This window comes from Flavobacterium sp. 38 (assembly GCF_057799715.1).
In genome coordinates this window covers 68,930-92,763 of sequence record NZ_JBYNWZ010000003.1, presented here as the reverse complement: position 1 = coordinate 92,763, position 23,834 = coordinate 68,930, and the positions used below count along the sequence as shown (strand labels likewise).

Here is a 23,834-nt window from a genome sequence, read left to right as displayed (position 1 = left end):
TTTTTACTCAGGATTTTTTTTACCCTGTTATCAGGTAATTTTAAAAGTTAGTTTCTTGATAACGAATGTTTTGTTTTTTTTGACTGTTGCTTTATTGTTAAAAAAATAATACTTTAGTTGAAAATTTAACAAACGCCTATGAAGAGATTGCTACTTTTATTTGCTGTATTATTATTAAATATGAGCGTTTTTGCGCAAAGCGAAGAATATTCTATTATCGTTAAAGATATAGAAACGCAGCTTCCTATTGAGAATGCGACAGTGGTAATAATGAAAACCAAGCAAATTTTATTGAGCAATGAAGAAGGTAAGGTAACCTTTATGCTAACTGGCGGTTCTAATGTTCAAGTTTCTGAAACGAATTATGAAGATATAACGGTGCGCTGGACCTCTCTAAACGGAGATCAGAAATTTGTTATTTATCTTAAAAGTAAAGATAACAAACTAGATGAAGTGGTTTTGTCTAAAGAAGCTCCAGACAAAATACTGCAGAAATTAGTCAACAATTCCATAAAAAAAATCAGCATTTCGCATAGGCAAAAAGTGTATGTGCGAGAGTTTTTTATGCTCGACAATCAATATTCGTATTATAATGACGGATTGGTCAATTTTCAGTTTGATAAAAACAACAATGCGACCACTTTGCTTGTAGAACAAAATAGATCTTACGGACTTCTGGAAACCGATATAAGTGCCGATTTAAGAGGGTATAATTTGAATAATATAATGGAGAATTATTCGAACTTTAAATATTTTGATCCGCTTTTAGATTCGAAGTCAAGAAAAGAATATGATTTTACCATAAAAGGACATTCTACAAATAAGGATTATTATGTGATGTCTGTGAGTCCTTTGGATAAAGCGAAAGAGGCAATTGATAATTTTCAGATAATTTATGATCCGTTGAAGAAACTTATTATGGAATTTACGATTTCGGTAACTCCATTAAATCTTGATAAAATTGAAGAAAAAACAAAAGAAGGCGAAAAAAATATGACGAAATCTTTTGTGAAAGTGAATTACCGCTGGGACGGAACAGATTATTATGTTTTGAGTTCTAATGAAGAAATCGGCTATAGCATTATTCAAAAAGAAAAACCGAAAAATATTCAAGTTCGAAACAGTTTTATAACTACAGGATTTAACAAACAAAATTTCACGTATAAAGAAAGTGATGTTTTTAAAGAGAAATCCCTTTTCAATAAAAAGAATAAAATCCTAACCAATTATTGGGACATTTCAGGTTTTACCGCAACCGATGAAGAAAAAGCTATCATCGCATCTTTAGAGTTTAAATTGTAATTAATAAATAGAAAAGAAAAATCCTGAACTGTGAAGTTCAGGATTTTTTGTTTGTTGTCAAATTGGTTGAATTCGTTTTGTCAGGCTGAGCGGAGTCGAAGCCCCGCAAAGATTGGCAGATTCTCTTTGACGAATTTCTGGCGTGTCCTTCGACTCCGCTCAGGAAGACAAAAAATGAGATAATATATTGTACAAAGTTTATGCTGTTTGTCAGGCTGAGCGGAGTCGAAGCCCCGTAAAGATTGGCAGATTCTCTTTGACGAATTTCTGGCGTGTCCTTCGACTCCGCTCAGGAAGACATAAAATGAGATAATTATATTGTACAAAGTTTATGCTGTTTGTCAGGCTGAGCGGAGTCGAAGCCTAGAAATTAAACCCAAGTCTTGCATAATAATACGCTCCGCTGAAACCCATTTGTACAGCATCCCAATAACCACCAGCTTCTGTATTGCCTTGTTCGTCTTGTTTGGTCGGATATACATTAAACAAGTTATTGCTTCCGATTGTTAGTTTTAAACTTTTAGTAAATTGATAGCCAAGCGTTAAGTCAGTAACAACTCTTGGGTTGTAAACATCATCTTCGTCAGCATAATCTACGAGAACTACTTTGCTAAATCTGGTAAAAGCCAAACCTGCATCAAATTTCTTTCTGTTGTAAGTTAAGTTTAAAGCAAATTTATTGTCTGGCGCAGAAGCTAGTAAAAATGCTCTTTCGCGTTTTCCAAAGAAAGTCGCTTCGTCTAAAGTACCATTTTGCACTTTGTCAATTTTCATATCATTGATATTTCCAACCAAAGTTGCGCCAAATTGCGATTCTCCAAATCTCTTTTTCCAAGATAAAACCAAATCTAGACCGTGAGTGCTTGTGTCTACGCCGTTAACAAAAAACTGAGCCTCAGAAACGCCAAGATCTAAAGACGAAGCATCAAAATATCCTGTAAGAACGATACGGTCTTTTACCTGGATATAATAACCGTCTACTGTAGCCGTAAAATCGCCAAAAGAAGCCGTAAGTCCCAAGGAAGCATTTACCGCTTTTTCTTCATTTAATTTTTGGATTCCGAAAGCTCTTGTTACCGGACTGTCATTTGGAGCCAGTAAAACTTCAGTCGCACCGCTGGCGTTAAAATTGGTAAAACGCAAATTATAGTATATCTGAGCTAATGATGGCGCACGGAAACCTGTACTTACAGAACCTCTTAAATTAATATGGTCTGTAATTTTAAGGCGTGAAGCTAACTTTCCGTTTAAAGTGCTTCCAAAATCGCTGTAATTTTCAAAACGAACCGCGCCGCTTACCATTAAGGCTTCTGTAATATCCAATTCGGCATCTGTGTAAAGAGAAAAATTAGTACGGTCTTTATTAACTTCATTTGCTGGACTATAACCTGGGAAACCTTGAGAACTTCCCGGCCTCGGAATGGTTGGAGAAGAATCTGGATCTGTAGGGTCATAATCTGGATTTGGAATCGTAGGTGCACTTTGAGTTGTCGGATCAGTAATAGGCTGTCCGTTGGTGTCGTAAGTGGTATAAGAACCTTCTTCTCCTGCAAAAATCTCAAATTGCTCGACTCTAAATTCTGCTCCAAAAGCAATATTCAAACCGCCTAAAATATCTCCGTAATTTTTTGAAATATCAAAATTGGTCGTGTTTTGAAGCAAGCTGTGACCTCCAGCGTCAAATTCATGAGGAGAATTTTCTTCAAGCGAAGCATTTATTGTTCCTTTAATATCGTATTGAAATTTATTTTTTCCGAAAGTATTACTCAAATCAAATTTCCATCCTCCAGCAGATTCTGTTCGAATTCCCGCAGCGATTGAATTATCATTTATTTTGGAAGTAATTCTTGGCGTATAACCTCCAGGATAAACCGATTCTACGACTCTTTCTCCGTCATTTCTGGTAAAAGCATAAGCATCGGTATCTCTAAAATTGCTTCCTCCAAAAGCATAAAATTCCGTTTTATCTGAAATTGGAATAGCAAGATTTGCAAATAAGTTTACACCTGTCATTTCAGCATCACCAAAGCCTTTTCTAAAATCATAAGCAGGTCTTAAGGTCTTGTTTTTATTTAGAAATTCTCCCGTAACATTTACGTATCCGCCTTTTGATCCAATTCCAGTTCCATAATTTGCAGCAATTCTTACCGAGCCTCCGTCAAAATCCTGATCTTTTCCGTACGAATTTCCGTTACCATTTTTATCCAATCTATAGCCTTTTGTATTTGGGGTTCCAGGTAAAAAATCCCCTTTTGCATCAGTATTAAAAACACCATAAGTTATAGATCCCGTTAATTCATCAACAGTATCATTGGTAACAATATTAATTACGCCAGAAATAGCATCAGAACCGTATTGTGCAGAAGCGCCATCGCGTAAGATCTCAATTCTTTTAATAGAAGCTGCTGGAATGGCATTTAAATCTGTACCCGTGTTTCCGCGTCCGCGCGTTCCAAACAAATTGATTAAGGAAGATTGATGTCTTCTTTTTCCGTTAATCAAAACCAAAGTCTGATCTGGCCCCATACCTCTCAAAGAAGCTGGATCTACGTGATCGGCTCCATCAGAACCAGATTGTTTATTCGCATTAAACGAAGGAGCTACGTATTGCAAGAGTTGGTTAATCTCTATTTTTCCGCTTTGAGTCGTAACATCCTTCACATTAATAACATCAATAGGAACGGCCGAATTGACAACTGTTCTTTTTGTGTTTCTGGAGCCTACCACTACAACATCATTCAGAATCTGACCATCGTTTTCGCTTAAAGCAATTTCTATTTTTTCGCTTGAAGCGGATTTTTCAACTGTCGTAAATCCGACATAACTGAAAATTAATGTAGCGCCTTCTTTTACTTTGATTCTAAAGCCGCCTTCAAAATCAGTTGAGACTCCGTTTGAAGTTCCTTTCTCAGTAACATTAACACCAGGCAGCGGATTGCCTGTTTTGTCTTTTACATGGCCCGAGACTTCTTTTTGGGCAAAGAGAAATGCTGAATGCAGCAGGAATATTAATAATGCAATCTTTTTCATGGTAACTGGTTTTTTGGTTTGTTTTTTGTTGACTAGTGTTATAAAAGTAATGTTTTTTAACAAAAATTTAATAAAATGTTTGAAAATTTTCAGAAATAGCGCTAAAATTATATTATTGAACATTTTTACTTCGTGCAAGAGCTATTAAATCTTATATTTGCAAAATTTTAAAGCCGAAAAATGTTATTTTGGCAGAAATAAAGAAAAACACGTAAAACATAATGCATTAAACAACAAGGTTTAATGTTTGAGATCTTAAATAAGATCGAATAAATAATATACAAACAAACAGATGAAAGCAGGAATTGTAGGATTACCAAATGTTGGAAAATCAACATTATTTAATTGTTTATCTAATGCAAAAGCGCAAAGTGCCAACTTTCCTTTTTGTACAATCGAACCTAATATTGGTGTTGTAAACGTTCCAGATCCAAGAATTAATAAATTGGAAGAATTGGTAAAACCAGAGCGCGTTCAAATGGCAACTGTTGATATTGTAGATATTGCAGGTTTGGTAAAAGGTGCAAGTAAAGGTGAAGGTCTTGGAAACCAGTTTTTAGGAAACATTAGAGAGTGTAATGCGATCATTCACGTTTTACGTTGTTTTGACAATGATAATATCGTACACGTTGATGGAAATGTAAACCCAATTCGTGATAAAGAAACTATTGACATCGAATTGCAGTTAAAAGATTTAGAAACAATCGACAAACGTTTAGAAAAAGTAAAACGTGCTGCAAAAACTGGAAATAAAGAAGCGCAGACAGAAGAAGCTTTATTAAACAGAATTAGAGAGGCATTGTTACAAGCAAAATCTGCAAGAACAATCGTTCCTCAAAATAATGACGAAGAAGTTTTGATGGAAGCTTTCCAATTGATTACTGCAAAACCAGTTTTATACGTTTGTAACGTTGACGAAAGCTCTGCTGTAAACGGAAACAAATATGTGGATCAAGTTCGTGAATTAGTAAAAGACGAAGATGCTGAAGTTATTGTGCTTTCAGTAGGGGCTGAGGCTGATATTACAGAATTAGAAAGCTACGAAGAGCGTCAGGTTTTCTTAGAAGATATGGGATTAGAAGAGCCAGGAGCATCAGTTTTGATCCGTGCGGCTTACAAACTTTTAAAACAACAGACTTATTTTACAGCTGGTGTAAAAGAAGTTCGTGCTTGGACAATTAATATTGGAGCTACTGCACCACAAGCAGCTGGAGTTATCCATACTGATTTCGAAAAAGGATTTATCCGTGCAGAGGTAATTTCATACGACGATTACGTACAATACGGTTCTGAAGCAAAAGCAAAAGAAGCTGGAAAATTCAGAGTAGAAGGAAAAGAATACGTAGTAAAAGATGGTGATGTAATGCACTTCCGTTTTAACGTTTAATTCTTTTTTAGAGAATAGAAGTTAGAAAATAGAATAAAGAAAATAGAAGGAACCGCTGGAGAAATTCAGTGGTTTTTTGTTTTTTACCGCAGAGATTCGCAAAGAGTTTTCGCAAAGACACACTAAGGATTTTATTCACAAAAATTTTCTGTAGAGACGCACTGCAGTGCGTTTACGCAAAGGTTTACCACAAAGGCGCAAAGGCGCAAAGGATTTTTACAAAGATTTTCTGTAGAGGCGCACTGCAGTGCGTCTACGTAAAGATTGTCGATTCTCTTTGAGGAATTTCTAACGTGTCCTTCGACTCCGCTCAGGAAGACAAAAAATGAGTAAAAATTATTCTATTATGTTTATTGCGATTTGTCAGGCTGAGCGGAGTCGAAGCCCCGCAAAGATTGTCGATTTGCTTTGTCGAGTTTCTAGCGTGTCCTTCGACTTCGCTCAGGAAGACAAAAAAAGAAACAAAAAATCCGTTTAAATCTGCGCTTTCGCGAAAGCGAACCCGTAAAATTCGCGTCCAATTTCAGCGTAAAGAATTTTTGGCTCAAAAATTGGTTAGAGAAAATTAACCAATTACTAATCTAAAATCAACCAATCAAAATGCTAAAAAAATCTTTCAAAATTTTAGGCTGGACACTATTTGGGTTTTTCAGTTTTCTTGCTTTGTATGTTACATCAGTTTTAATCATTTCAAAAATCACGGTCAATTCTGATATTGAAAAAGTAGAAGAGCAAAATGCGATTCCGATTTATATTCTTTCGAACGGAGTACATACCGATATTGTGGTTCCAATTAAAAACGAAATCAAAGATTGGAGAAACGAAATTCAATTCAGCCAGACAAAATCAAAAGATTCGTTGATGAATTATATTGCTTTTGGTTGGGGTGACAAAGGTTTTTATCTCGAAACGCCAGAATGGTCAGATCTAAAAGCTAGCACAGCATTTAAAGCCGCATTCGGAGTCAGTTCGTCAGCAGTTCATGCAACATTTTTCAAACAGTTAAGAGAAGGAGAGGACTGCAAGCGTATTTTGATTTCAAAAGAAAATTATCAGAAACTGGTAACTTATATTTCAGATAGTTTTAGCGATCCTCTTCATCCGCAATGGATTGAAGGTCACAGTTACGGAAGAAAAGATGCTTTTTATGAAGCCAAAGGAAGTTACAGTTTATTTTACACCTGCAATACTTGGGCAAACAACGCTTTGAAAGCCGCAAATCAAAAAGCAAGTTTGTGGACAGTTTATGATAAAGGAATTTTTTGTCATTATAAATGATATTAGAATTCCCGTTTGTCAGGCTGAGCGGAGTCGAAGCCTCGCAAAGATTAGTTTTCTTACTTTATAGTTGCTTGTGTGTGATTCTGTCGAAACTTCGGAACGCTCGGGAAGGCAAAATGAGAAAATAAACATGGAAAAAATATAAAATTCGACTAAAATCCAAAAATCCAAAAAATCTTATTAATGCTTAAATTTGAGTGAATATCAAAAATCAGCAAAATGAGAATCAAAAATATTTTTTCAAAAACATGGTTCCTGTTAAAGAATACATTTTTAGAATTCAACGATGACAATGCCATAAAACTTAGCGCAGCACTTTCTTATTACACCATATTTGCACTGCCTCCTTTATTAATTATTATAATAACAATCTGTGGTTTTTTCTTTGGAGAAGAAGCAGTTACAGGTCAGTTATATGGGCAGATAAATGGGTTGGTTGGGAATGGAGCTGCAACGCAAATCCAAGAAGCTATTAAAAATGTGGAGTTATCAGGAAGTAATGTTTTTGCAACTGTATTTGGTGTTATAATGCTATTAATAGGAGCTTCTGGGGTTTTTGCTGAAATTCAAAGTTCCATCAATTATATTTGGGGACTTCGTGCAAAACCAGATAAAGGAGTTAGAAAATTTATACAAAACAGATTAATGTCATTTTCAATGATTGCGTCTGTAGGTTTTTTAATGATAGTCAGTTTATTTGTCAATACTTTATTAGATTTGGTTAGTGCGCGTTTGAAAATGTATTTTCCTGAAAGTACAGTCTATTTATTTTATGTACTCAATATTGTCATTGTACTAGCGAGTATAACACTTTTATTTACCATAATCTTCAGAACTTTACCTGATGGAAAAATCAGATGGAAGGATGCTATTATTGGATCCAGTGTGACTGCCATACTTTTTATGATTGGTAAATTTGCTATCGGATTGTATTTAGGTAATTCTACAGTAGCTTCAGTTTATGGTGCTGCAGGATCTGTAATCATTATTTTAGTTTGGGTTTATTATTCGGCAATTATTCTTTACTTTGGAGCAGAATTTACGAAAGTCTATGCAAAATCATATGGAGGAAAAATTTATCCAAATGAGTACTCAGTAGAGATTGCAAAAGAAGTTTACGAGATCGAAAATGTAACACAAGAATCAACACAACAAAGATAACAAACGAGAAACCATGAAAATAATAGCTTTTGGAGGAAGTAACAGTAAACAGTCAATCAATAAACGTTTAGCAACTTACGCATCTAGTTTATTTGAAAATGCAGATGTTGAGGTTTTAGATCTTAATGATTTTGCAATGCCTGTTTTTAGTGTTGATCTTGAAAAAGAAGTAGGTCAGCATGAAGTGGCTCAATCCTTTTTAAACAAATTAAAAGAAGCTGATATTTTAGTGGTTTCAATGGCAGAAAATAACGGAAACTATTCTGTTGCTTTCAAAAATGTTTTCGATTGGAGTTCTCGTATCGAAAAAGATGTTTTCCAGCACAAGCCAATGTTGTTATTGGCAACTTCGCCAGGAGGAAGAGGTGGGGCATCTGTTTTAGGAATTGCACAAAATCTTTTTCCTCGTTATGGCGCCGAAATAAAAGGAACTTTCTCATTACCAGCATTTGGCTCGAATTTTGATTCAGAACAAAATAAGATCTCTAACGTTGAGCTAGATACTGAATTGAAAAATATTATTAAATCAAATTTTTAAATGCCACAAAAAAAGATTTCATTTTTATTTCTATTATTTCATATTATTTCTTTCAATTTTACTTTTTCACAAAAGATAAATGAAGTTGATAAAATTGTTGCAAAATATCCGAAAAGCTTTAGCACTACCGAAAAATTAGCCGAAAGAATCGAAAAAGATTTTGACTCTGATGCTGAACGCGCGCGAGCTATTTACAGCTGGATTGCTTTCAACATAAAATACGATTATAATGCCTATTTGAATCCGCCAAGAGTGCAGGGATTTAGCTATTCTTCTGAAGCTGAAAAACAAAGAAAAATAAAACAGCTAAATGATAATCTTATTCAAAAAACTTTCAAATCGCAAAAAGGAGTTTGTGAAGGATTTACTGCTTTATATCAAAATTTGGCAGAATTAGTTGGCTTAAAATGTGAAATAATTCGCGGTGATTCAAAAACCAGTTTGCGAGATATCGGACGTAAAAACACTTCATCTAATCATGCTTGGAATACCGTTTTAATTGGAAGAAAATGGATTTTGGTTGATGTAACTTGGGGACAAGGTTACTACGACAGCAGAAAAGGCCGTATGGTTAACGATTTTAATCCCGCGTATTTTGACACCGATCCAGATTATTTCTTTGCGAAACATTATCCAGATTCAGGAACTTTTCTAGGAGAAAGAATCAGTAAAAGTGATTTCTTAAACGGCCCTTTAATTTATAACAAAACAATCGAAAACGATTATCGAATAAAAGCTCCAAATTCAGGAATAATTGAAGCTAAAAACGGAGATAAGATTACTGTCGAGATTAAAAATGTCTCAAAATCTAATCAGGTTTTTTATTTGAATAAAAAGAACCAGCCAGTTAAAGTTCTCAATCCAAAAGAGAAGCGTGGAGGCTTAGAATTTCAAATTTTGGTTGATAGCAATATTGGAGATTATGTCACTATTTTTATAGATACTGATAGTGTGGTTTCTTTTAAAATTGTTTCGTAGTAAATTAAGAAAATCTACATTTTTGTCTTTTGCAAAATTGCCGTATCTTAGCAGGAAATGAAAGAATTTGAATGCTATGGAAACTACTTTTTTGAAATCAATCTTAGACAATGATTTCTACAAATTTACGATGCAGCATGCTGTAATAAAACTTTTTCCAAAAGCAAAAGTCCGTTACGGATTTATAAATCGCGGTAAGCATATTTTTCCAGAAGGATTTGCGGCGTTACTTCGCCATTCTGTTGACGCCATGGCAGATCTTCGTTTAACAAAAGAAGAAAAAAGTTACCTGGCCCATTATTGCCCTTATTTAGATCCTACTTATTTAGATTTTCTGCAAGGATATCGTTTTGATCCTTCTGAAGTAGAAATCAGCCAAGAAGGTTCAGAAATTACCGTTAAAGTTGAAGGATTCTGGTACAGAACTATTTTATGGGAAGTGCCTTTGATGGCTCTGATTTCGGAGCTGTTTTATAAAGCAAATCATTTAATCCGCTTGAATGATGAAGCGATCAAAAATCTTACTAAAGAAAAAATCGAAAACTATAATAAGTTAGGAGTTTCAGTTTTAGAATTTGGTACCAGACGACGTCATTCTTATGAAGTACATGATTTAATAAATGAAACTTTGAAAACATATGGCGGACAAAGTTTTATTGGTACAAGCAATGTGCATTTTGCGATGGTCAATAATAAACGTCCGTTAGGAACTCATGCCCATGAGTGGTTCATGTTTCATGCCGCACAATATGGCTTTAAAATGGCTAATTTGATAAGTTTAGAACATTGGACGCAGGTTTATGGCGGAGATCTCGGAATTGCCTTAACAGATACTTATACTACCGAAATATTTTTCAATCAATTCGATAAAAAATATTCCAAACTTTTTGATGGGGTTCGCCACGATAGCGGCGATCCAATTGAATTTGCCCAAAAAGTAATCTCGCATTATACCAAAATGGGAATTGATCCAAAATCAAAAGCCATTGTATTTTCGGATTCGCTCAATTACGAAAAAGTAAAAACGATTGTAGATTTCTGTCATGATAAAATAAAAATGTCATTCGGAATCGGGACAAATTTCACTAATGATGTAGGACTTCCAGCAATGAATATGGTGATCAAATTAACCGATACAAAACCCGATAATACACATTGGCAAGGAGTTGTGAAATTGTCTGACGAAAAAAATAAAAATACGGGAACGCCCGAAATGATTGCGCTGGCGAAAGAAGTGTTGGGAATCAAATAGATTTGTTTTTGCTGAAAAAGCAATTTTTACTTGATTTTAGCACCCGTTTTATTTTAAAATCAATTTAAATACATTTTAAACTGTTATTATTCATAACAAAAAAGAAATACGCTTTTATTTTTTACCGATAAATGGTACATTAGCCAAAAATCCTAAATTCATTTATGCTAGAGCAAAATCAATACAACGAAGATAATATTCGTTCACTCGATTGGAAGGAACATATTCGTATGCGTCCGGGTATGTACATCGGGAAATTAGGGGACGGATCATCACCGGATGATGGTATTTATATTCTTTTAAAAGAGGTTATGGACAACTGTATCGATGAATTCGTTATGGGTGCCGGAAAAACTATTGAAATAACCATAAAAGATAAGACGGTTTCGGTTCGTGATTACGGACGTGGAATTCCGTTAGGAAAAGTAGTCGACGTAGTTTCTAAAATGAATACCGGAGGAAAGTACGATTCCAAAGCTTTCCAGAAATCTGTAGGTTTGAACGGAGTCGGAACAAAAGCAGTAAATGCTTTATCGAATTATTTCCGTGTAGAATCAGTTCGTGATGAAAAACAAAAAGGGGCAGAGTTTTCTGCTGGAAATCTAGTTTTAGAAGAAGATATAATCGATACGACAAAACGTAAAGGAACAAAAGTAACTTTTACGCCAGACGAATCTATTTTCAAGAACTATAAATTCCGTTTAGAATATGTGATCAAAATGGTCAAAAACTATTGTTATTTGAACAATGGTTTGACGATTATTTTTAATGGTGAAAAATACTATTCAGAAAACGGTCTTCGCGATTTATTAGAAGAAACAATCAACGAAGAAGATTTAGAATATCCGATCATTCATTTGAAAGATCATGATATTGAAGTGGCGCTTACGCACAGTAAAACACAATACAGCGAAGAATATCACTCTTTTGTAAACGGTCAGAATACCACACAGGGAGGAACTCACTTAGCTGCTTATCGTGAAGCAGTTGTAAAAACCATCCGTGAATTTTACAATAAAAACTTCGAAGCATCAGACGTTCGTAAATCGATCGTGAGTGCGATTAGTATTAAAGTGATGGAACCTGTTTTTGAGTCTCAGACCAAAACGAAATTAGGTTCTACCGATATGGGTTCAGATGACGGAACGCCACCAGTTTCTGTTCGTACTTTTGTAAACGATTTTATCAAAACCAAATTAGATAATTATTTACATAAAAACCCGCCTACAGCTGAAGCTTTATTGCGTAAAATTCTTCAGGCAGAACGCGAAAGAAAAGAATTATCAGGAATTAGAAAACTGGCAACAGATCGTGCTAAAAAAGCCAATCTGCACAATAAAAAATTAAGAGACTGCCGTGCGCATCTTCCTGATACTAAAAATCCTAGAAACTTAGAAAGTACGCTTTTTATTACCGAGGGAGATTCGGCTTCTGGATCGATCACGAAGTCGCGCGACGTAAATACACAAGCCGTTTTCAGTTTGCGTGGTAAACCGTTGAATTCATACGGGATGACTAAAAAAATTGTGTATGAAAACGAAGAATTCAATTTATTGCAGGCTGCACTTGATATTGAAGATGGACTGGAAAAACTACGTTACAACAACATCGTAATCGCAACCGATGCCGATGTCGACGGAATGCACATTCGTTTGCTGTTGATTACGTTCTTTTTGCAGTTTTTCCCAGAATTAATTAAAGAGGGACATTTGTATATTCTTCAAACACCGCTTTTCAGGGTTCGAAATAAAAAAGAAACGATTTACTGTTATTCTGAAGAAGAAAGAAAAGACGCGATTGAAAAACTGAAACCAAAACCAGAAATCACGCGATTTAAAGGTTTGGGAGAGATTTCGCCAGACGAGTTCAAAAATTTTATTGGAGACACAATTCGCCTTGATCCAGTTATGATGGATAAACATACGTCAATCGAGCAGTTATTATCTTTTTATATGGGGAAAAACACGCCAGACAGACAGGATTTTATTATCAAGAATCTGAAGGTGGAGATTGATGAGCTTGAAGAGGCTTAATATTTTAAATAAAATTAATATTGTCAAAAGATCTTCAAAATAAAGTTATTTTTCAACAAGTTGCCGAGTTATTGCAAAATGCCCGACAGCAGGTTTTGCGTACGGTAAATTCAACCATGACCATAACTTATTTTGAAATTGGAAGAATTATTGTTGAAGAAGAGCAGAATGGAAAAGATCGTGCTGAGTATGGAAAGCAATTACTAAAAGGGCTTTCTCAACAATTGACGAAAGAGTTTGGGAAAGGGTTTTCTGTAAGAAATTTGGAGCAAATAAGGCAATTCTACATGGTTTATTCAAAATCCGAGTCACTGTCTCGGATTTTCGAAATTCAAAAAACGCAGACAGTGTCTGCGGAATTCAAATCTCAAAAAACGCAGACAGTGACTGCGGAATCTAATAAGTTAGATTTTCAAACTTTATCCTCGTTTTTTAGATTGACTTTTAGCCATTATGTTTTTCTGATGCGAATTGATGACGAAAAAGAAAGGCGATTTTACAAAATAGAATCCGAGAAAAACAATTGGAGTCTTCGCGAATTAAAACGTCAATACGACACAGCTCTCTATACAAGATTGGCTTTAAGCCGGGATAAAGAAGGTATTTTAAAACTTTCGGAACAAGGACAGATTATAGAGAAGCCAAAAGATATCATTAAAGATCCTTACATTCTTGAATTTTTGGGATTGCCAGAATTAAATCAATATTCTGAATCAGAATTAGAAGAAGAAATTATCAATAAATTGGAGAATTTCCTTCTGGAATTAGGCCACGGTTTTACTTTCGTTGGAAGACAGCAAAGAATTACTTTTGATGATAAACATTTCAGAATTGATCTAGTTTTTTACAATAGAATATTAAAATGTTTTGTTCTGATTGACTTGAAAATTGGCGAATTAAAACATCAGGATTTAGGACAAATGCAAATGTATGTAAATTATTATGACAGAGAAATGCGTTTGGAGGACGAAAACAAAACGATTGGAATTGTTCTTTGTCAAAATAAAAGTGAAGCAGTAGTTCGATATACTTTACCAGAAGATAATGAACAGATTTTTGCCAGTAAATATAAAACGGTTTTACCAAGTGAGTCTGATTTAAAAAGACTTATCGAAAACATATAACATCAAATTTATAATTTCGAATATAAATAATGAAAGACGAAGAAGACGATAACATAATTCCAAACGACGACGAAAATAGTCAGGACGAAAACCAGCTTGATGCCAATCAAAATGGAGATGACGATGAGATTGTCGATGTAGATGCCAAACATTTTGAAGGACAGCATTTTTACGAAAATCAGGAAGAAGAAGGCGAAGACGTGATTACCAAAGTAACTGGAATGTACAAAGACTGGTTCTTGGATTATGCTTCGTACGTAATTCTGGAACGTGCTGTACCTGCAATCGAGGACGGATTTAAACCGGTTCAGCGTCGTATTATGCACTCGCTTAAAGAACTAGACGATGGTCGTTACAATAAAGTTGCAAACGTTGTTGGACACACCATGCAGTATCACCCACACGGAGATGCGAGTATCGGTGATGCTATGGTGCAGATTGGTCAAAAAGATTTATTGATTGACTGCCAGGGAAACTGGGGAAATATATTAACAGGCGACGGTGCGGCAGCTTCGCGTTATATCGAGGCACGTTTATCTAAGTTTGCTCTGGAGGTTTTGTATTCTCCAAAAATTACTGATTGGGGTGTTTCGTATGACGGACGTCGTGCAGAACCAAACAATCTTCCGGTTAAATTTCCATTGCTTTTGGCTCAGGGAGCAGAAGGTATTGCAGTTGGTCTTTCGACCAAAGTTTTGCCTCATAACTTTAACGAATTAATCGACGCTTCGATTAAAATCTTAAAAGGTAAGCCGTTTACGCTTTACCCAGATTTTATGACTGCTGGTATTGCCGACGTTTCAAATTATAATGATGGAATGCGTGGCGGACGTGTGCGTGTACGTGCTAAAATTTCGCAGTTAGACAAAAATACATTGGTGATTACGCAGATTCCGTTTTCTACCAATACTTCGACTTTGATTGACAGTATTTTGAAAGCCAATGAAAAAGGTAAAATCAAAATCAAGAAAATTGAAGATAATACTGCTGCTGATGTTGAAATTTTAATTCACCTTTTTCCAGGTGTTTCTCCTGATAAAACAATCGATGCACTTTTTGCTTTCACAGCTTGTGAAACTTCTGTAGCGCCTTTAGGTTGTGTTATTGAAGATAATAAACCGTTATTTATCGGAGTATCTCAAATGTTGAAAATTTCGACAGAAAGAACAGTTGATTTACTGCGTCAGGAATTAGAAATTCAGTTAGAAGAATTAAAAAATAAATGGCATTTTTCTACTTTGGAGAAAATCTTCATTCGTGAAGAAATGTATATCGATTTCAAATTATACGGAGACAGAGAATCATTATACAAATATTTGTATGACAGATTTGAGCCTTTCAAAAAATCATTCGTAAGAGAAATTACCGATGATGATTTGCAAAGATTGACTCAAATCCCAATGATTCGTATCACTCGTTTTGATTCCGATAAAGCCGATGAATTGATTTCTAGGTTGGAAGAAGAAATGAAAGAGGTAGAATACAATTTGGAGCATCTTACGGACTTTGCAATTGCTTATTTTACTAAATTAAAAGAGAAATACGGAAAAGGACGTCAGCGTCAGACTGAACTTCGTGTTTTTGATAACGTGGAAGCTACAAAAGTAGTTTTAAGAAATACAAAATTATACGTAAACCGTGATGAAGGTTTCGTTGGAACGAGTTTAAAGAAAGACGAATATGTAGGAGATTGTTCTGATATTGATGATGTAATTGTATTTCTACGAGATGGTACCATGATGATTACAAAAGTTGATGCCAAAACTTTTGTCGGTAAAGACATTATTCATGTCGCTGTATTTGATAAGAATGATAAACGTACCATTTACAATATGATTTATCGTGACGGAAAATCGGGGCCATCTTACATCAAACGTTTCAATGTTACTGGAGTTACCAGAGATAAAGCGTATGATTTAACGAATGGGACTAAAGGTTCTCAAGTGGTTTATTTTTCACATAATCCAAATGGAGAAGCTGAGGTTGTAACAATATTGCTGCGTCAGATTGGAACTATTAAGAAATTAAAATTTGATATTGACTTTGCCGCTTTAGCAATTAAAGGTCGTGGTTCGAAAGGAAATTTGGTAACCAAATATCCGATCAAGAAAATCGAATTGAAAGAAAAAGGAATTTCAACTTTATTACCAAGAAAAGTTTGGTTTGATGATACAGTAAAACGTCTGAATGTAGATGCAAGAGGAGAATTGTTAGGCGAATTTAAACCAAGCGATAAGATTTTGGTGATCAGTCAATCTGGAAAACTAAAAGTGATTATTCCTGAATTATCTACTCATTTTGAGGAAGATATGATTGTTTTGGAAAAATGGAAGCCTAAGAAACCAATTTCTGCCATTTATTATGATGGTGAAAAAGAACGTTATTTCTTAAAACGTTTTCTTGTAGAAAATGAAGGTAAGGAGGAAAGCTTTATTACAGACCATCCAAATTCTCAGTTAGAGATTGTTTCTACAGATTATCGTCCGGTTGCGCAATTAGTTTTTGCAAAAGTAAAAGGAGTTCAAAAAGACGATCTTCATATAGATGTGGAGGACTTTATAGCCGTAAAAGGTTTTAAAGCTCTTGGAAATCAATTGACAACAGAGAAATTGAAACAAGTTAATTTATTAGATCCTCTTCCATACGAAGAACCTGTAGAAGAAGTTCCAGAAAAACCAGAACTATCAGAAGATGATTCGGTTGAAACGGAGCTTGATGACGATGGGCAAATCGGATTGGTTTTAGAATAAAAATGAAAACCGCTGAAATTAGTTTTTCAGCGGTTTTTTTTATCTGTAAAAATTTATTTCTCTGCAGAAATTATTTCTTCCTTAACCCATTTGACTTCATTATTTTCTATAATCACTTTAATGGTATCGCCATCTTGGACTTCACCAGAAATTATTTTTTTTGCCAAAGGTCTTCTTAAATGGCTTCGAATAATGCTTTTAATTGGTCTTGCACCATACTTGGCATTATAGCCATTTTCAGCAAGATAAAGTTTAGATTCTACTGGAATTTCAACGTTAATATTGATGTTTTTTAATAAATCGGTAAACTCTTTTTTAAGGTGAATGTCAAGAATTGCCAAAGCATTTTCCTTACTGATAGGAGCAAAAGGTACAATTTCTGTCAATCGTCCTAAAAATTCAGGTCTGAAATAATTGCCCATAATATCCATTAAAGAACTTGAATTCGGAATTTCACCTTTACCAAAAGTTTGAATAATATGATCAGAACCGATATTTGAGGTAAAAAGAATAATGGCATTAGAAAAATCACCTTCCTTTCCTAATCTATCGTGCAACTTTCCTTCGTCCATAATTTGTAGAAAAACATCAAAAACAGAAGTATGTGCTTTTTCAATTTCGTCAAAGAGAACTATAGAGTAAGGCTTTTGGCGAATTTTGTTTACTAATAAACCACCTTCTTCATAGCCCACATATCCAGGAGGAGCACCGTAGAGTGGAATTATCTCTGCGACAGCTTTATGAAAAACTTAAAAAATAGATCGTCGAATGTTTTTCCGTATCGAATGTTTGTAAATTAAATAAAAAAACGCCGGAAACTGTCTGTTTTTCGGCGTTTTTATCGTTTTGGATTTATTTTGGTTTTACTGGTATTTCTTATCAGTCAACGTTTTCATAAAAGCGACAAGGGCTTTTTCTTCATTTTTGGTTAGTTTCAATTCATCAAAAGGAAGTGTCTGGTTTTCGACTTCATAACCTAAACCTTGTCCACCTCCTTTGTTATAGAAATCAACTACTTCTTCGAGAGTTTTGAAAACGCCGTTGTGCATGTATGGAGCCGTAACCGCTGCATTTCTAACTGTTGGAGTTTTAAAAGCGCCAACTAACTGAGGCATTTTGTTGTATAAATAGCGTCCTTGATCTGAGCTTAATTTTTTACCTGAAACATCTTGCGGTGTACCAATAACTTCGTGTTCGCTTTTGGAATAACTCGGCGGAACAGTTCCGTTAAACAAAGGCGTAAAGTGGCAAGTGGCACATTTTGCTTTCCCCATAAAAAGGTTCATTCCGTTAATTTCCTCTTTTGTCAGGCTGTTTTTATTTCCTCTCATATATTCATCAAATCGAGAATCGAAAGCATTTAAAGACCTTACATAGCTAGCGATTGCATTTTGAATCTGCCATGCTTCTGGTTTTTGAGTTTTTGGATAAGCCTTTTTGAACAGATTGATATATGCTGTATTCAAAAGAATTTTAGCGTGAATATCGTCCATAGAACCATGCATTTCATCTTTATTTTGAATTACATCAACACTTTGTTTTTCCAGATCTAATTGACGCATATCCCAAAATTGCGCATTCTGTAAAGAAGCGTAAGTAAGGGTAGGAGTATTTCTCGCTAAGTTTGATCCTGTTAGCGAAACATTGGTTTTTAATCCGTCTGTAAAAGCTTTTTCTGGATTATGGCAGGTAGCACAGCTTCTGTTATTGTCTTTTGACAAGCTGTTATCATAAAAAAGCTTTTCACCCAATTTTGCTTTATCAGCTGTAAAATTGTAATCTTTAGATAGCACAAAAGCGTTTACATCAAAAGCATTTTTGTCGAATAAAGTTTCGATATCTTGTTTTAACGGACTGGTTTTATTTACGTTTTTAATATTCTCTTCTTTCTGAAAAGCTTTAATTTTTTTAGAGATCGGATTTAAATATTCCGTTATAAAAAAAGCTCTGTCAAAAGCATTGAAATTGTTGTTTTCTTGGCAATATTGCTTTGCTTTTGCTGTTAGCTTCTTTAAATCAACCAAAGCTTTATTGTTGGAATTGATTGTTTCAAGAGGTTCTAAAATCGAAAGTAAACTCTCTCCCGCTTCAGGAATAGAAGATTGCAGAACGGGACTGTCAAAACCTGTAATTCCTAATGCAATTACTCTAAAAACATTTTGTTCAAGAGCGTCCAGAACATAATCATCACTTATTGTGATAGCTTCAAAATTACTATTTAACTGCTTGATATTCGATTGAAAAATATTCAGCTCACGAATCACATTTTCTTTGTCTTCAATTTTATATTCGGGATAAATCATTTCTTCAATAACTTGAAAACCATGTGGTTCAAAAGATCTGTTTTCTTCCAGTTCCATTTCGTCCAAAGCTGGACCATTCATAAAACGGCCCGTTTCGGGAATAAAATATTCAATTGCCCATTCTACTTTTTTATAAAATAAGCGGGACTTTTTAAATTGTTCGACAATTTCTTTTGGAGCTGCATTATCATTTACAAGTTTCTGGAATTGTACGATTTCATTATTCAATTTATTTAAATCAATAAGAAGATTCTGTTTGATTGTGGTTTTTGAAGTTTCATTTTTCTGACACGAAAAGAAGAAGCAAAGTGCTAAAAACAGAAAAGAAAAGTGCTTTAATTTCATAATGATATTTTAATAGAAACAACCCTTATTGAAAAAAATAAGGGTTGTCAATAAATTTTGGAAGTAATTATTATCGTTGTACGTTTCTAATAATTACAGTTTGTCCGCCTTCTTTATTAGTTTGAGTTCCAGAACCGTCTGCATTTTTAAATGCATCACTCTGCCATGTGTGCGGGTGAACGTTTACGGTAAAAGTATCTGGAACACCTATGATGTCAGAGATGTCTTCCATAGCACCAAACTCCCAGCTTCCAAATCTCATTTCTCCTGTTTGGTTGTAAAGCGTATTCCAAGTTGGATCCGTTCTTTTGTGGTTCATATTTAACCAAGCTTTGTTTTGTTTCGTAGCAATGTTGTATTGCCAGATATATGAATCGTGTTTTGCATCAGCATAATAACTATCACCGTCTTCTTGAATGTAAACGAAGTTTTCAGTTACACATAAGTTATCAGGATTGATAATTCCAGTTCCAGGAGTACTGTCGCCTTCAACAGCTAGTTCAAGAGTTCCTTTTAACGGATTTGTAGCATCCAATTTCAGTTTATAAACTCTTCCCCACATCGTGTAGCCTTCTACAGGAGCATTGTTTGTTGCCTGACCTGTTGCAGTAAAGTATACTTCTCTGTTATTACTTGCGCTTCCTTTTCTGTAATCTACGTCTTCAACTCTAGAAAAACGGATTGCTTTTAAGTCATTAACGGTTGTATTGATTACAGCTCCAGTTAAGTTTTTAGCGTTTGGAATTTCAACAAATTCTACTGGATATGAGTTGTTTAAAGTCATAGACGTTTCAACTTGATTTCCGTCTGTTCTCTTTAAAGCGTATAATTTTCCGTTTGACAAATCACCAACCGTACTTACGTACATAATCACCTGACCTGCACTTGCGTGAGAAGTTGCATAAGACTGATCTTCTCCAATTAAAATAACAGTTTTTCCTGGATAAGCCTCTTTTGTAAGCGGAACAGCATTTTCCATACTAGCTTTTCCTAAAGCTGGTAAAACTCTGTCAGTTCTTGCTTTATCTGAAGATTGTCCTAACGGATTGATTCCGTGAACCATACTTTCTTGACCGCTTTCTCCTGCAGTTAAAAAGATTGGTCCAAATCCGTGGATTTCTGGAGTTGCCAAAGTTGCAGAACATAAACGAGTTAAACCTCCAACACCGTCTACGATATAATCACCTTTTACAGGTTTAAATGTTTTGTCTAAATAAACTCTAGAAACAGACTGTAGAATCTCGTGATTTGTAATCATGATATAACCGTCTCCGTTTGGATCTTTCATTAATCCAGCACCGTCTGGCTGCGCTCCGTAAACAAAAGAAGGAGATTGTGGCAATACATCTGAACTCGCGATTAGCGTACTGATTTTTAAATTTTCGAATCCAGTCATCGGATAAACAAAAGCAGGAACTTTTGAATGTGAAGTAAAATCGATGTTTGCGTTAACACCATTTGATCCGTCTTTCTTGTCGTCGTCATTACAGCTTATTGCGGTAAATCCTGCAATTCCAAGCACGGCGATAGATTTTAAAAAGTTAGCTTTCATAATTGTTTTTTGTTTTTTTGATTAGATCAAAACTATCTATACAAAACAAAATACATGTTATGCCTATTTTTTCTTTTTGCTAATTTTTATAAGTCATGTATTACTAAAAGGTAAATTATAATGCCTAAATGTAAATTTAATAGTCATAAAAAAATCTTAAAGCGGTTTAAAAAGCTGATTAAGATTGGTTGCCCTTTTTTCTTTTAATTTTTTGACTATTTTAAGAAAAGCTATGGCAGTTATGTACGCGTCGCCCAAAGCAGTATGACGATCCTTCTTAGAAATATCAAATTTGTCGGCAAGATCGTCTAGCGTATAATGATCTTTTCTTTCAAACAAATGCGATTGAATCAAAGTCTTTTTATACAAATAAGCCGTATCTAAAGTTTTATTGGTTAACTGCGGCAGACCATTACGTTCCAGAGCCTTGTTAATCATTGTGACATCAAAAATCGTGTGATGCGCAATAATTATAGCATCGCCTAAAAAATCTAGAAATTGCTGTAAAGCTTCCAATTCGGTAGGACGCTGAATAACAAAAGCTTTCAGGATTCCATGAATCTGAGCCGTACTTTTATCATAATGATCCTGTTCGATATAAACCTCAAAACTTTCCTGAACCGAAATAATTCCGTTTTGAAGAACCAGAGCGCCAATACATAAAATACGATCATTATCGTAATCAAAACCAGTAGTTTCGGTATCTAAAACCACAAACCGAGTTTCTTCAATCGTGATATTTTCATCGAACAGATTGATTTCCTCTTTTTTCCAAAAATTGAATAAACTCATTTTATACCAGATTTGAAATATTAAAACGCACCGAAATAAGTTCCTGAAGTTCTTTAATGGTTTTAAAAGTACGTTTCAGTTTGATTTTTTCCATTTTGGTTAACGATTCCAATTCTATAAACTGACCCGAATCATGATGCAAAAGACCCTGTTTTGTTCTGAATTTCAATAAAGCTTTAAACGAATAAGAACAAGATAGATACAACTCTCTGTTGTTCGGTTCTAATTCCGCCAGTTTTTCAAAACGTTCAGCCGTGTTGCTAATTCCTTTTACCGAATGCGATAAAATAAGAACACGCGCCGCATCTGTTAAAGGCATTAAGGCACGTCTTTTAATATCAAAATTATCTTTGTTGGCACCATCTTGTTCAACCAAAAATTGTCTAAAGAAACCAGTAGGAGATGGGCTTTGCAGAGCACCGCTTACCAAATGCATATAAAAAATTGGATTTGCTTTTATGGTTTCAAAAATGTAATCAGATAATTGGCTTGCAACTTCTGTATCGCCATAAGTCACGCTGTAATCAAAGAAAATAAACGATAGCAGAACCTCATTTTTACCCGGATTGGTAATCCAATGATGCACCTGATTTTTCCATTCATCCAAACTCATACACCATTTTGGGCTCGAAGCCATCATGTCTGCAGGGCAGTAATCGTAGCCAATTTCGAAAAGGCCTTTATTGACTAATCCAGCAAATTTTGAAAAATAAACTCTGGTTTCATCTCTAAAAACCTCATTTACATTTTCGTATACAATAGCATTGTCCTGATCGGTATGAAGCATTTGTTCGCCTCGTCCCTGGCTTCCCATGGCCAGCCAAGCAAATTTTACGGGCGGTGGACTACTCATTTTATCAATGCAGATTTCGATTACTCGCGTTGTGCAGGCTTCGTTAAGTTCGGTAATGATTTTGGTAATCAAAGTCATCGGGATATTTTGATCCAAATAACCTTGCAGCAGCTGCATAATTCGATTGCGAATAGGCTTTATTTCCTTGATTTTTTTAGCTCTTTTCAAAGCCTTAATCAAAACAGCAGGATTGTTTCCAAGCGCGACCATAACGTCGTGTTTAGATAAAATTCCAACCGCTTTTGTATTTACGGTTCCGTCTTTTGTTAAACATAAATGACTGATATCACTTTTCATCATTGCCATTTGCGCCTCGGTAACCGTCATCTTTTTAGAATACGTAATAACCGGTTTTGTCATTATCGTTTCTGCCGTTGTTGTAATTGGAAAATCTCCGGTCACAATTTTATTTCGAAGATCTTTATCAGTCAGAATACCAATCGGAAGCATTTCGTCTACAATCAAAATAGCACCGACTTTTTTCTTGCTCATTATTTTTGCAATATCTCTAGCGGTTGTTGACGGACTGCAGGTTACAATTTTCTTTGAATATTTAATGGGCGCCAAATCAAAAGAATGATTGCTCGAATGCAAGTTTTCATCTAAAATATCATCGCCGTATAATTTGTCTTTATGAATATCCGAATACGGATTTCGGGTGTTTGAAGCATAACTTTCAATAAGGAAATTTCCAATATTTCTGTTTTCCAGCGCATACGGCTTAAAAACAGCAATAGGAATCGCATACAAAATACTCTCTTCGTGCGCTACAGCTTCCATAATATAATTTTCCTGCGCCAAAAGCGGACGCAATCCAAAAATATCTCCTTCATCGCACATGTCCAAAACAGTGTTTTTAGTGCTTTTTTTCAAGGCAACCGCACCTTTGTGTACCACATAAAACGAATCGTGTGTTTTATCGTTTTCAGCAAAAATTACACTGTCTTTTTCTTTATAAATTATAGAAATCTGCTCAGAAAGTTTTTCCAGTTCTCTTTGATGAAGAAAATTAAAAGGCGGATAATTCTTTAAGAAGTCAGCAACTCTTTGCGAAATCGTATTTTTCATTGGTCGGTTAGATTAGAGTTCTAAAATACTATTTAAAATAGAAATGTAAAAGAAACAATTATAATAATTTGCCACAAAGGCACAA

The 23,834-nt window shown here is 34.9% G+C and carries 15 protein-coding genes and 1 pseudogene; 10 read left to right on the top strand and 6 right to left on the bottom strand.

The genetic code is table 11. The features are described 5' to 3' along the window. Positions 1–138: 138 nt before the first annotated feature. A complete protein-coding gene (locus tag AC3E9W_RS09135) occupies positions 139–1,302 on the top strand; it encodes a peptidase associated/transthyretin-like domain-containing protein (protein WP_456897350.1) in 1,164 nt (387 codons plus the stop codon). 363 nt (positions 1,303–1,665) lie between these two features. Here the strand turns inward: AC3E9W_RS09135 and AC3E9W_RS09130 are convergent, their stop codons facing one another. Then, complete coding sequence (locus tag AC3E9W_RS09130; protein ID WP_488768125.1) at positions 1,666–4,332, bottom strand: TonB-dependent receptor; 2,667 nt, start codon at positions 4,330–4,332, stop codon at positions 1,666–1,668. Positions 4,333–4,624: 292 nt separating this feature from the next. On the opposite strand from AC3E9W_RS09130, the gene ychF reads away from it, so the two are divergent. The 9 genes from ychF to AC3E9W_RS09085 all read left to right on the top strand — a co-directional run bounded on the left by ychF (position 4,625) and on the right by AC3E9W_RS09085 (position 16,836). Beyond that, positions 4,625–5,719, top strand: coding sequence for a redox-regulated ATPase YchF (gene ychF, locus AC3E9W_RS09125; protein WP_125719432.1), 1,095 nt, complete (start codon positions 4,625–4,627; stop codon positions 5,717–5,719). Between the two features lie 600 nt (positions 5,720–6,319). Continuing rightward, a complete protein-coding gene (locus AC3E9W_RS09120; RefSeq protein WP_488768124.1) occupies positions 6,320–6,997 on the top strand; it encodes a TIGR02117 family protein in 678 nt (225 codons plus the stop codon). A 222-nt stretch (positions 6,998–7,219) separates the two neighbouring features. Then, positions 7,220–8,161 (top strand): YihY/virulence factor BrkB family protein, encoded by a 942-nt coding sequence (locus AC3E9W_RS09115; RefSeq protein ID WP_488768123.1) that lies wholly within the window; start codon positions 7,220–7,222, stop codon positions 8,159–8,161. Positions 8,162–8,174: 13 nt separating this feature from the next. After that, complete coding sequence (locus AC3E9W_RS09110; protein WP_488768122.1) at positions 8,175–8,699, top strand: NADPH-dependent FMN reductase; 525 nt, start codon at positions 8,175–8,177, stop codon at positions 8,697–8,699. Then, positions 8,700–9,677 (top strand): transglutaminase domain-containing protein, encoded by a 978-nt coding sequence (locus AC3E9W_RS09105; protein ID WP_488768121.1) that lies wholly within the window; start codon positions 8,700–8,702, stop codon positions 9,675–9,677. A 76-nt stretch (positions 9,678–9,753) separates the two neighbouring features. Continuing rightward, positions 9,754–10,929: a nicotinate phosphoribosyltransferase gene (gene pncB, locus AC3E9W_RS09100; RefSeq protein ID WP_488768120.1), complete on the top strand. Its 1,176-nt coding sequence runs from the start codon at positions 9,754–9,756 to the stop codon at positions 10,927–10,929. Positions 10,930–11,093: 164 nt separating this feature from the next. Beyond that, positions 11,094–12,962 (top strand): DNA topoisomerase IV subunit B, encoded by a 1,869-nt coding sequence (locus AC3E9W_RS09095; protein WP_456897363.1) that lies wholly within the window; start codon positions 11,094–11,096, stop codon positions 12,960–12,962. Positions 12,963–12,982: 20 nt separating this feature from the next. Then, a complete protein-coding gene (locus AC3E9W_RS09090) occupies positions 12,983–14,086 on the top strand; it encodes a PDDEXK nuclease domain-containing protein (RefSeq protein ID WP_488768119.1) in 1,104 nt (367 codons plus the stop codon). A 29-nt stretch (positions 14,087–14,115) separates the two neighbouring features. Continuing rightward, complete coding sequence (locus tag AC3E9W_RS09085; protein WP_488768118.1) at positions 14,116–16,836, top strand: DNA gyrase/topoisomerase IV subunit A; 2,721 nt, start codon at positions 14,116–14,118, stop codon at positions 16,834–16,836. Between the two features lie 53 nt (positions 16,837–16,889). Here the strand turns inward: AC3E9W_RS09085 and AC3E9W_RS09080 are convergent. The 5 genes and pseudogenes from AC3E9W_RS09080 to AC3E9W_RS09060 form a co-directional block, all read right to left on the bottom strand. Continuing rightward, positions 16,890–17,552 (bottom strand): annotated as a pseudogene (locus AC3E9W_RS09080) (AAA family ATPase); the annotation flags it as partial. Positions 17,553–17,699: 147 nt separating this feature from the next. After that, entirely contained in the window at positions 17,700–19,484 is a 1,785-nt protein-coding gene (locus tag AC3E9W_RS09075) for a cytochrome-c peroxidase (RefSeq protein ID WP_488768117.1), read from the bottom strand. A 70-nt stretch (positions 19,485–19,554) separates the two neighbouring features. Then, positions 19,555–21,036 carry a PhoX family protein gene (locus tag AC3E9W_RS09070; protein ID WP_306159750.1) on the bottom strand — a complete coding sequence of 494 codons (1,482 nt, stop codon included), beginning with the start codon at positions 21,034–21,036 and terminating at the stop codon, positions 19,555–19,557. 156 nt (positions 21,037–21,192) lie between these two features. Then, positions 21,193–21,828, bottom strand: a complete 636-nt coding sequence (locus tag AC3E9W_RS09065) for a 3'-5' exonuclease (protein ID WP_456897369.1) — start codon at positions 21,826–21,828, stop codon at positions 21,193–21,195. 1 nt (position 21,829) lies between these two features. After that, positions 21,830–23,749, bottom strand: a complete 1,920-nt coding sequence (locus AC3E9W_RS09060; RefSeq protein ID WP_488768116.1) for a DUF294 nucleotidyltransferase-like domain-containing protein — start codon at positions 23,747–23,749, stop codon at positions 21,830–21,832. Positions 23,750–23,834: the final 85 nt, after the last annotated feature.

Coding starts and splice junctions, on each gene's coding strand:
- AC3E9W_RS09135 (WP_456897350.1), top strand. CDS start 139: ATGAAGAGATTGCTACTTTTATTTGCTGTATTATTATTAAATATGAGC.
- AC3E9W_RS09130 (WP_488768125.1), bottom strand. CDS start 4,332: ATGAAAAAGATTGCATTATTAATATTCCTGCTGCATTCAGCATTTCTC.
- ychF (WP_125719432.1), top strand. CDS start 4,625: ATGAAAGCAGGAATTGTAGGATTACCAAATGTTGGAAAATCAACATTA.
- AC3E9W_RS09120 (WP_488768124.1), top strand. CDS start 6,320: ATGCTAAAAAAATCTTTCAAAATTTTAGGCTGGACACTATTTGGGTTT.
- AC3E9W_RS09115 (WP_488768123.1), top strand. CDS start 7,220: ATGAGAATCAAAAATATTTTTTCAAAAACATGGTTCCTGTTAAAGAAT.
- AC3E9W_RS09110 (WP_488768122.1), top strand. CDS start 8,175: ATGAAAATAATAGCTTTTGGAGGAAGTAACAGTAAACAGTCAATCAAT.
- AC3E9W_RS09105 (WP_488768121.1), top strand. CDS start 8,700: ATGCCACAAAAAAAGATTTCATTTTTATTTCTATTATTTCATATTATT.
- pncB (WP_488768120.1), top strand. CDS start 9,754: ATGGAAACTACTTTTTTGAAATCAATCTTAGACAATGATTTCTACAAA.
- AC3E9W_RS09095 (WP_456897363.1), top strand. CDS start 11,094: ATGCTAGAGCAAAATCAATACAACGAAGATAATATTCGTTCACTCGAT.
- AC3E9W_RS09085 (WP_488768118.1), top strand. CDS start 14,116: ATGAAAGACGAAGAAGACGATAACATAATTCCAAACGACGACGAAAAT.
- AC3E9W_RS09075 (WP_488768117.1), bottom strand. CDS start 19,484: ATGAAATTAAAGCACTTTTCTTTTCTGTTTTTAGCACTTTGCTTCTTC.
- AC3E9W_RS09070 (WP_306159750.1), bottom strand. CDS start 21,036: ATGAAAGCTAACTTTTTAAAATCTATCGCCGTGCTTGGAATTGCAGGA.
- AC3E9W_RS09065 (WP_456897369.1), bottom strand. CDS start 21,828: ATGAGTTTATTCAATTTTTGGAAAAAAGAGGAAATCAATCTGTTCGAT.
- AC3E9W_RS09060 (WP_488768116.1), bottom strand. CDS start 23,749: ATGAAAAATACGATTTCGCAAAGAGTTGCTGACTTCTTAAAGAATTAT.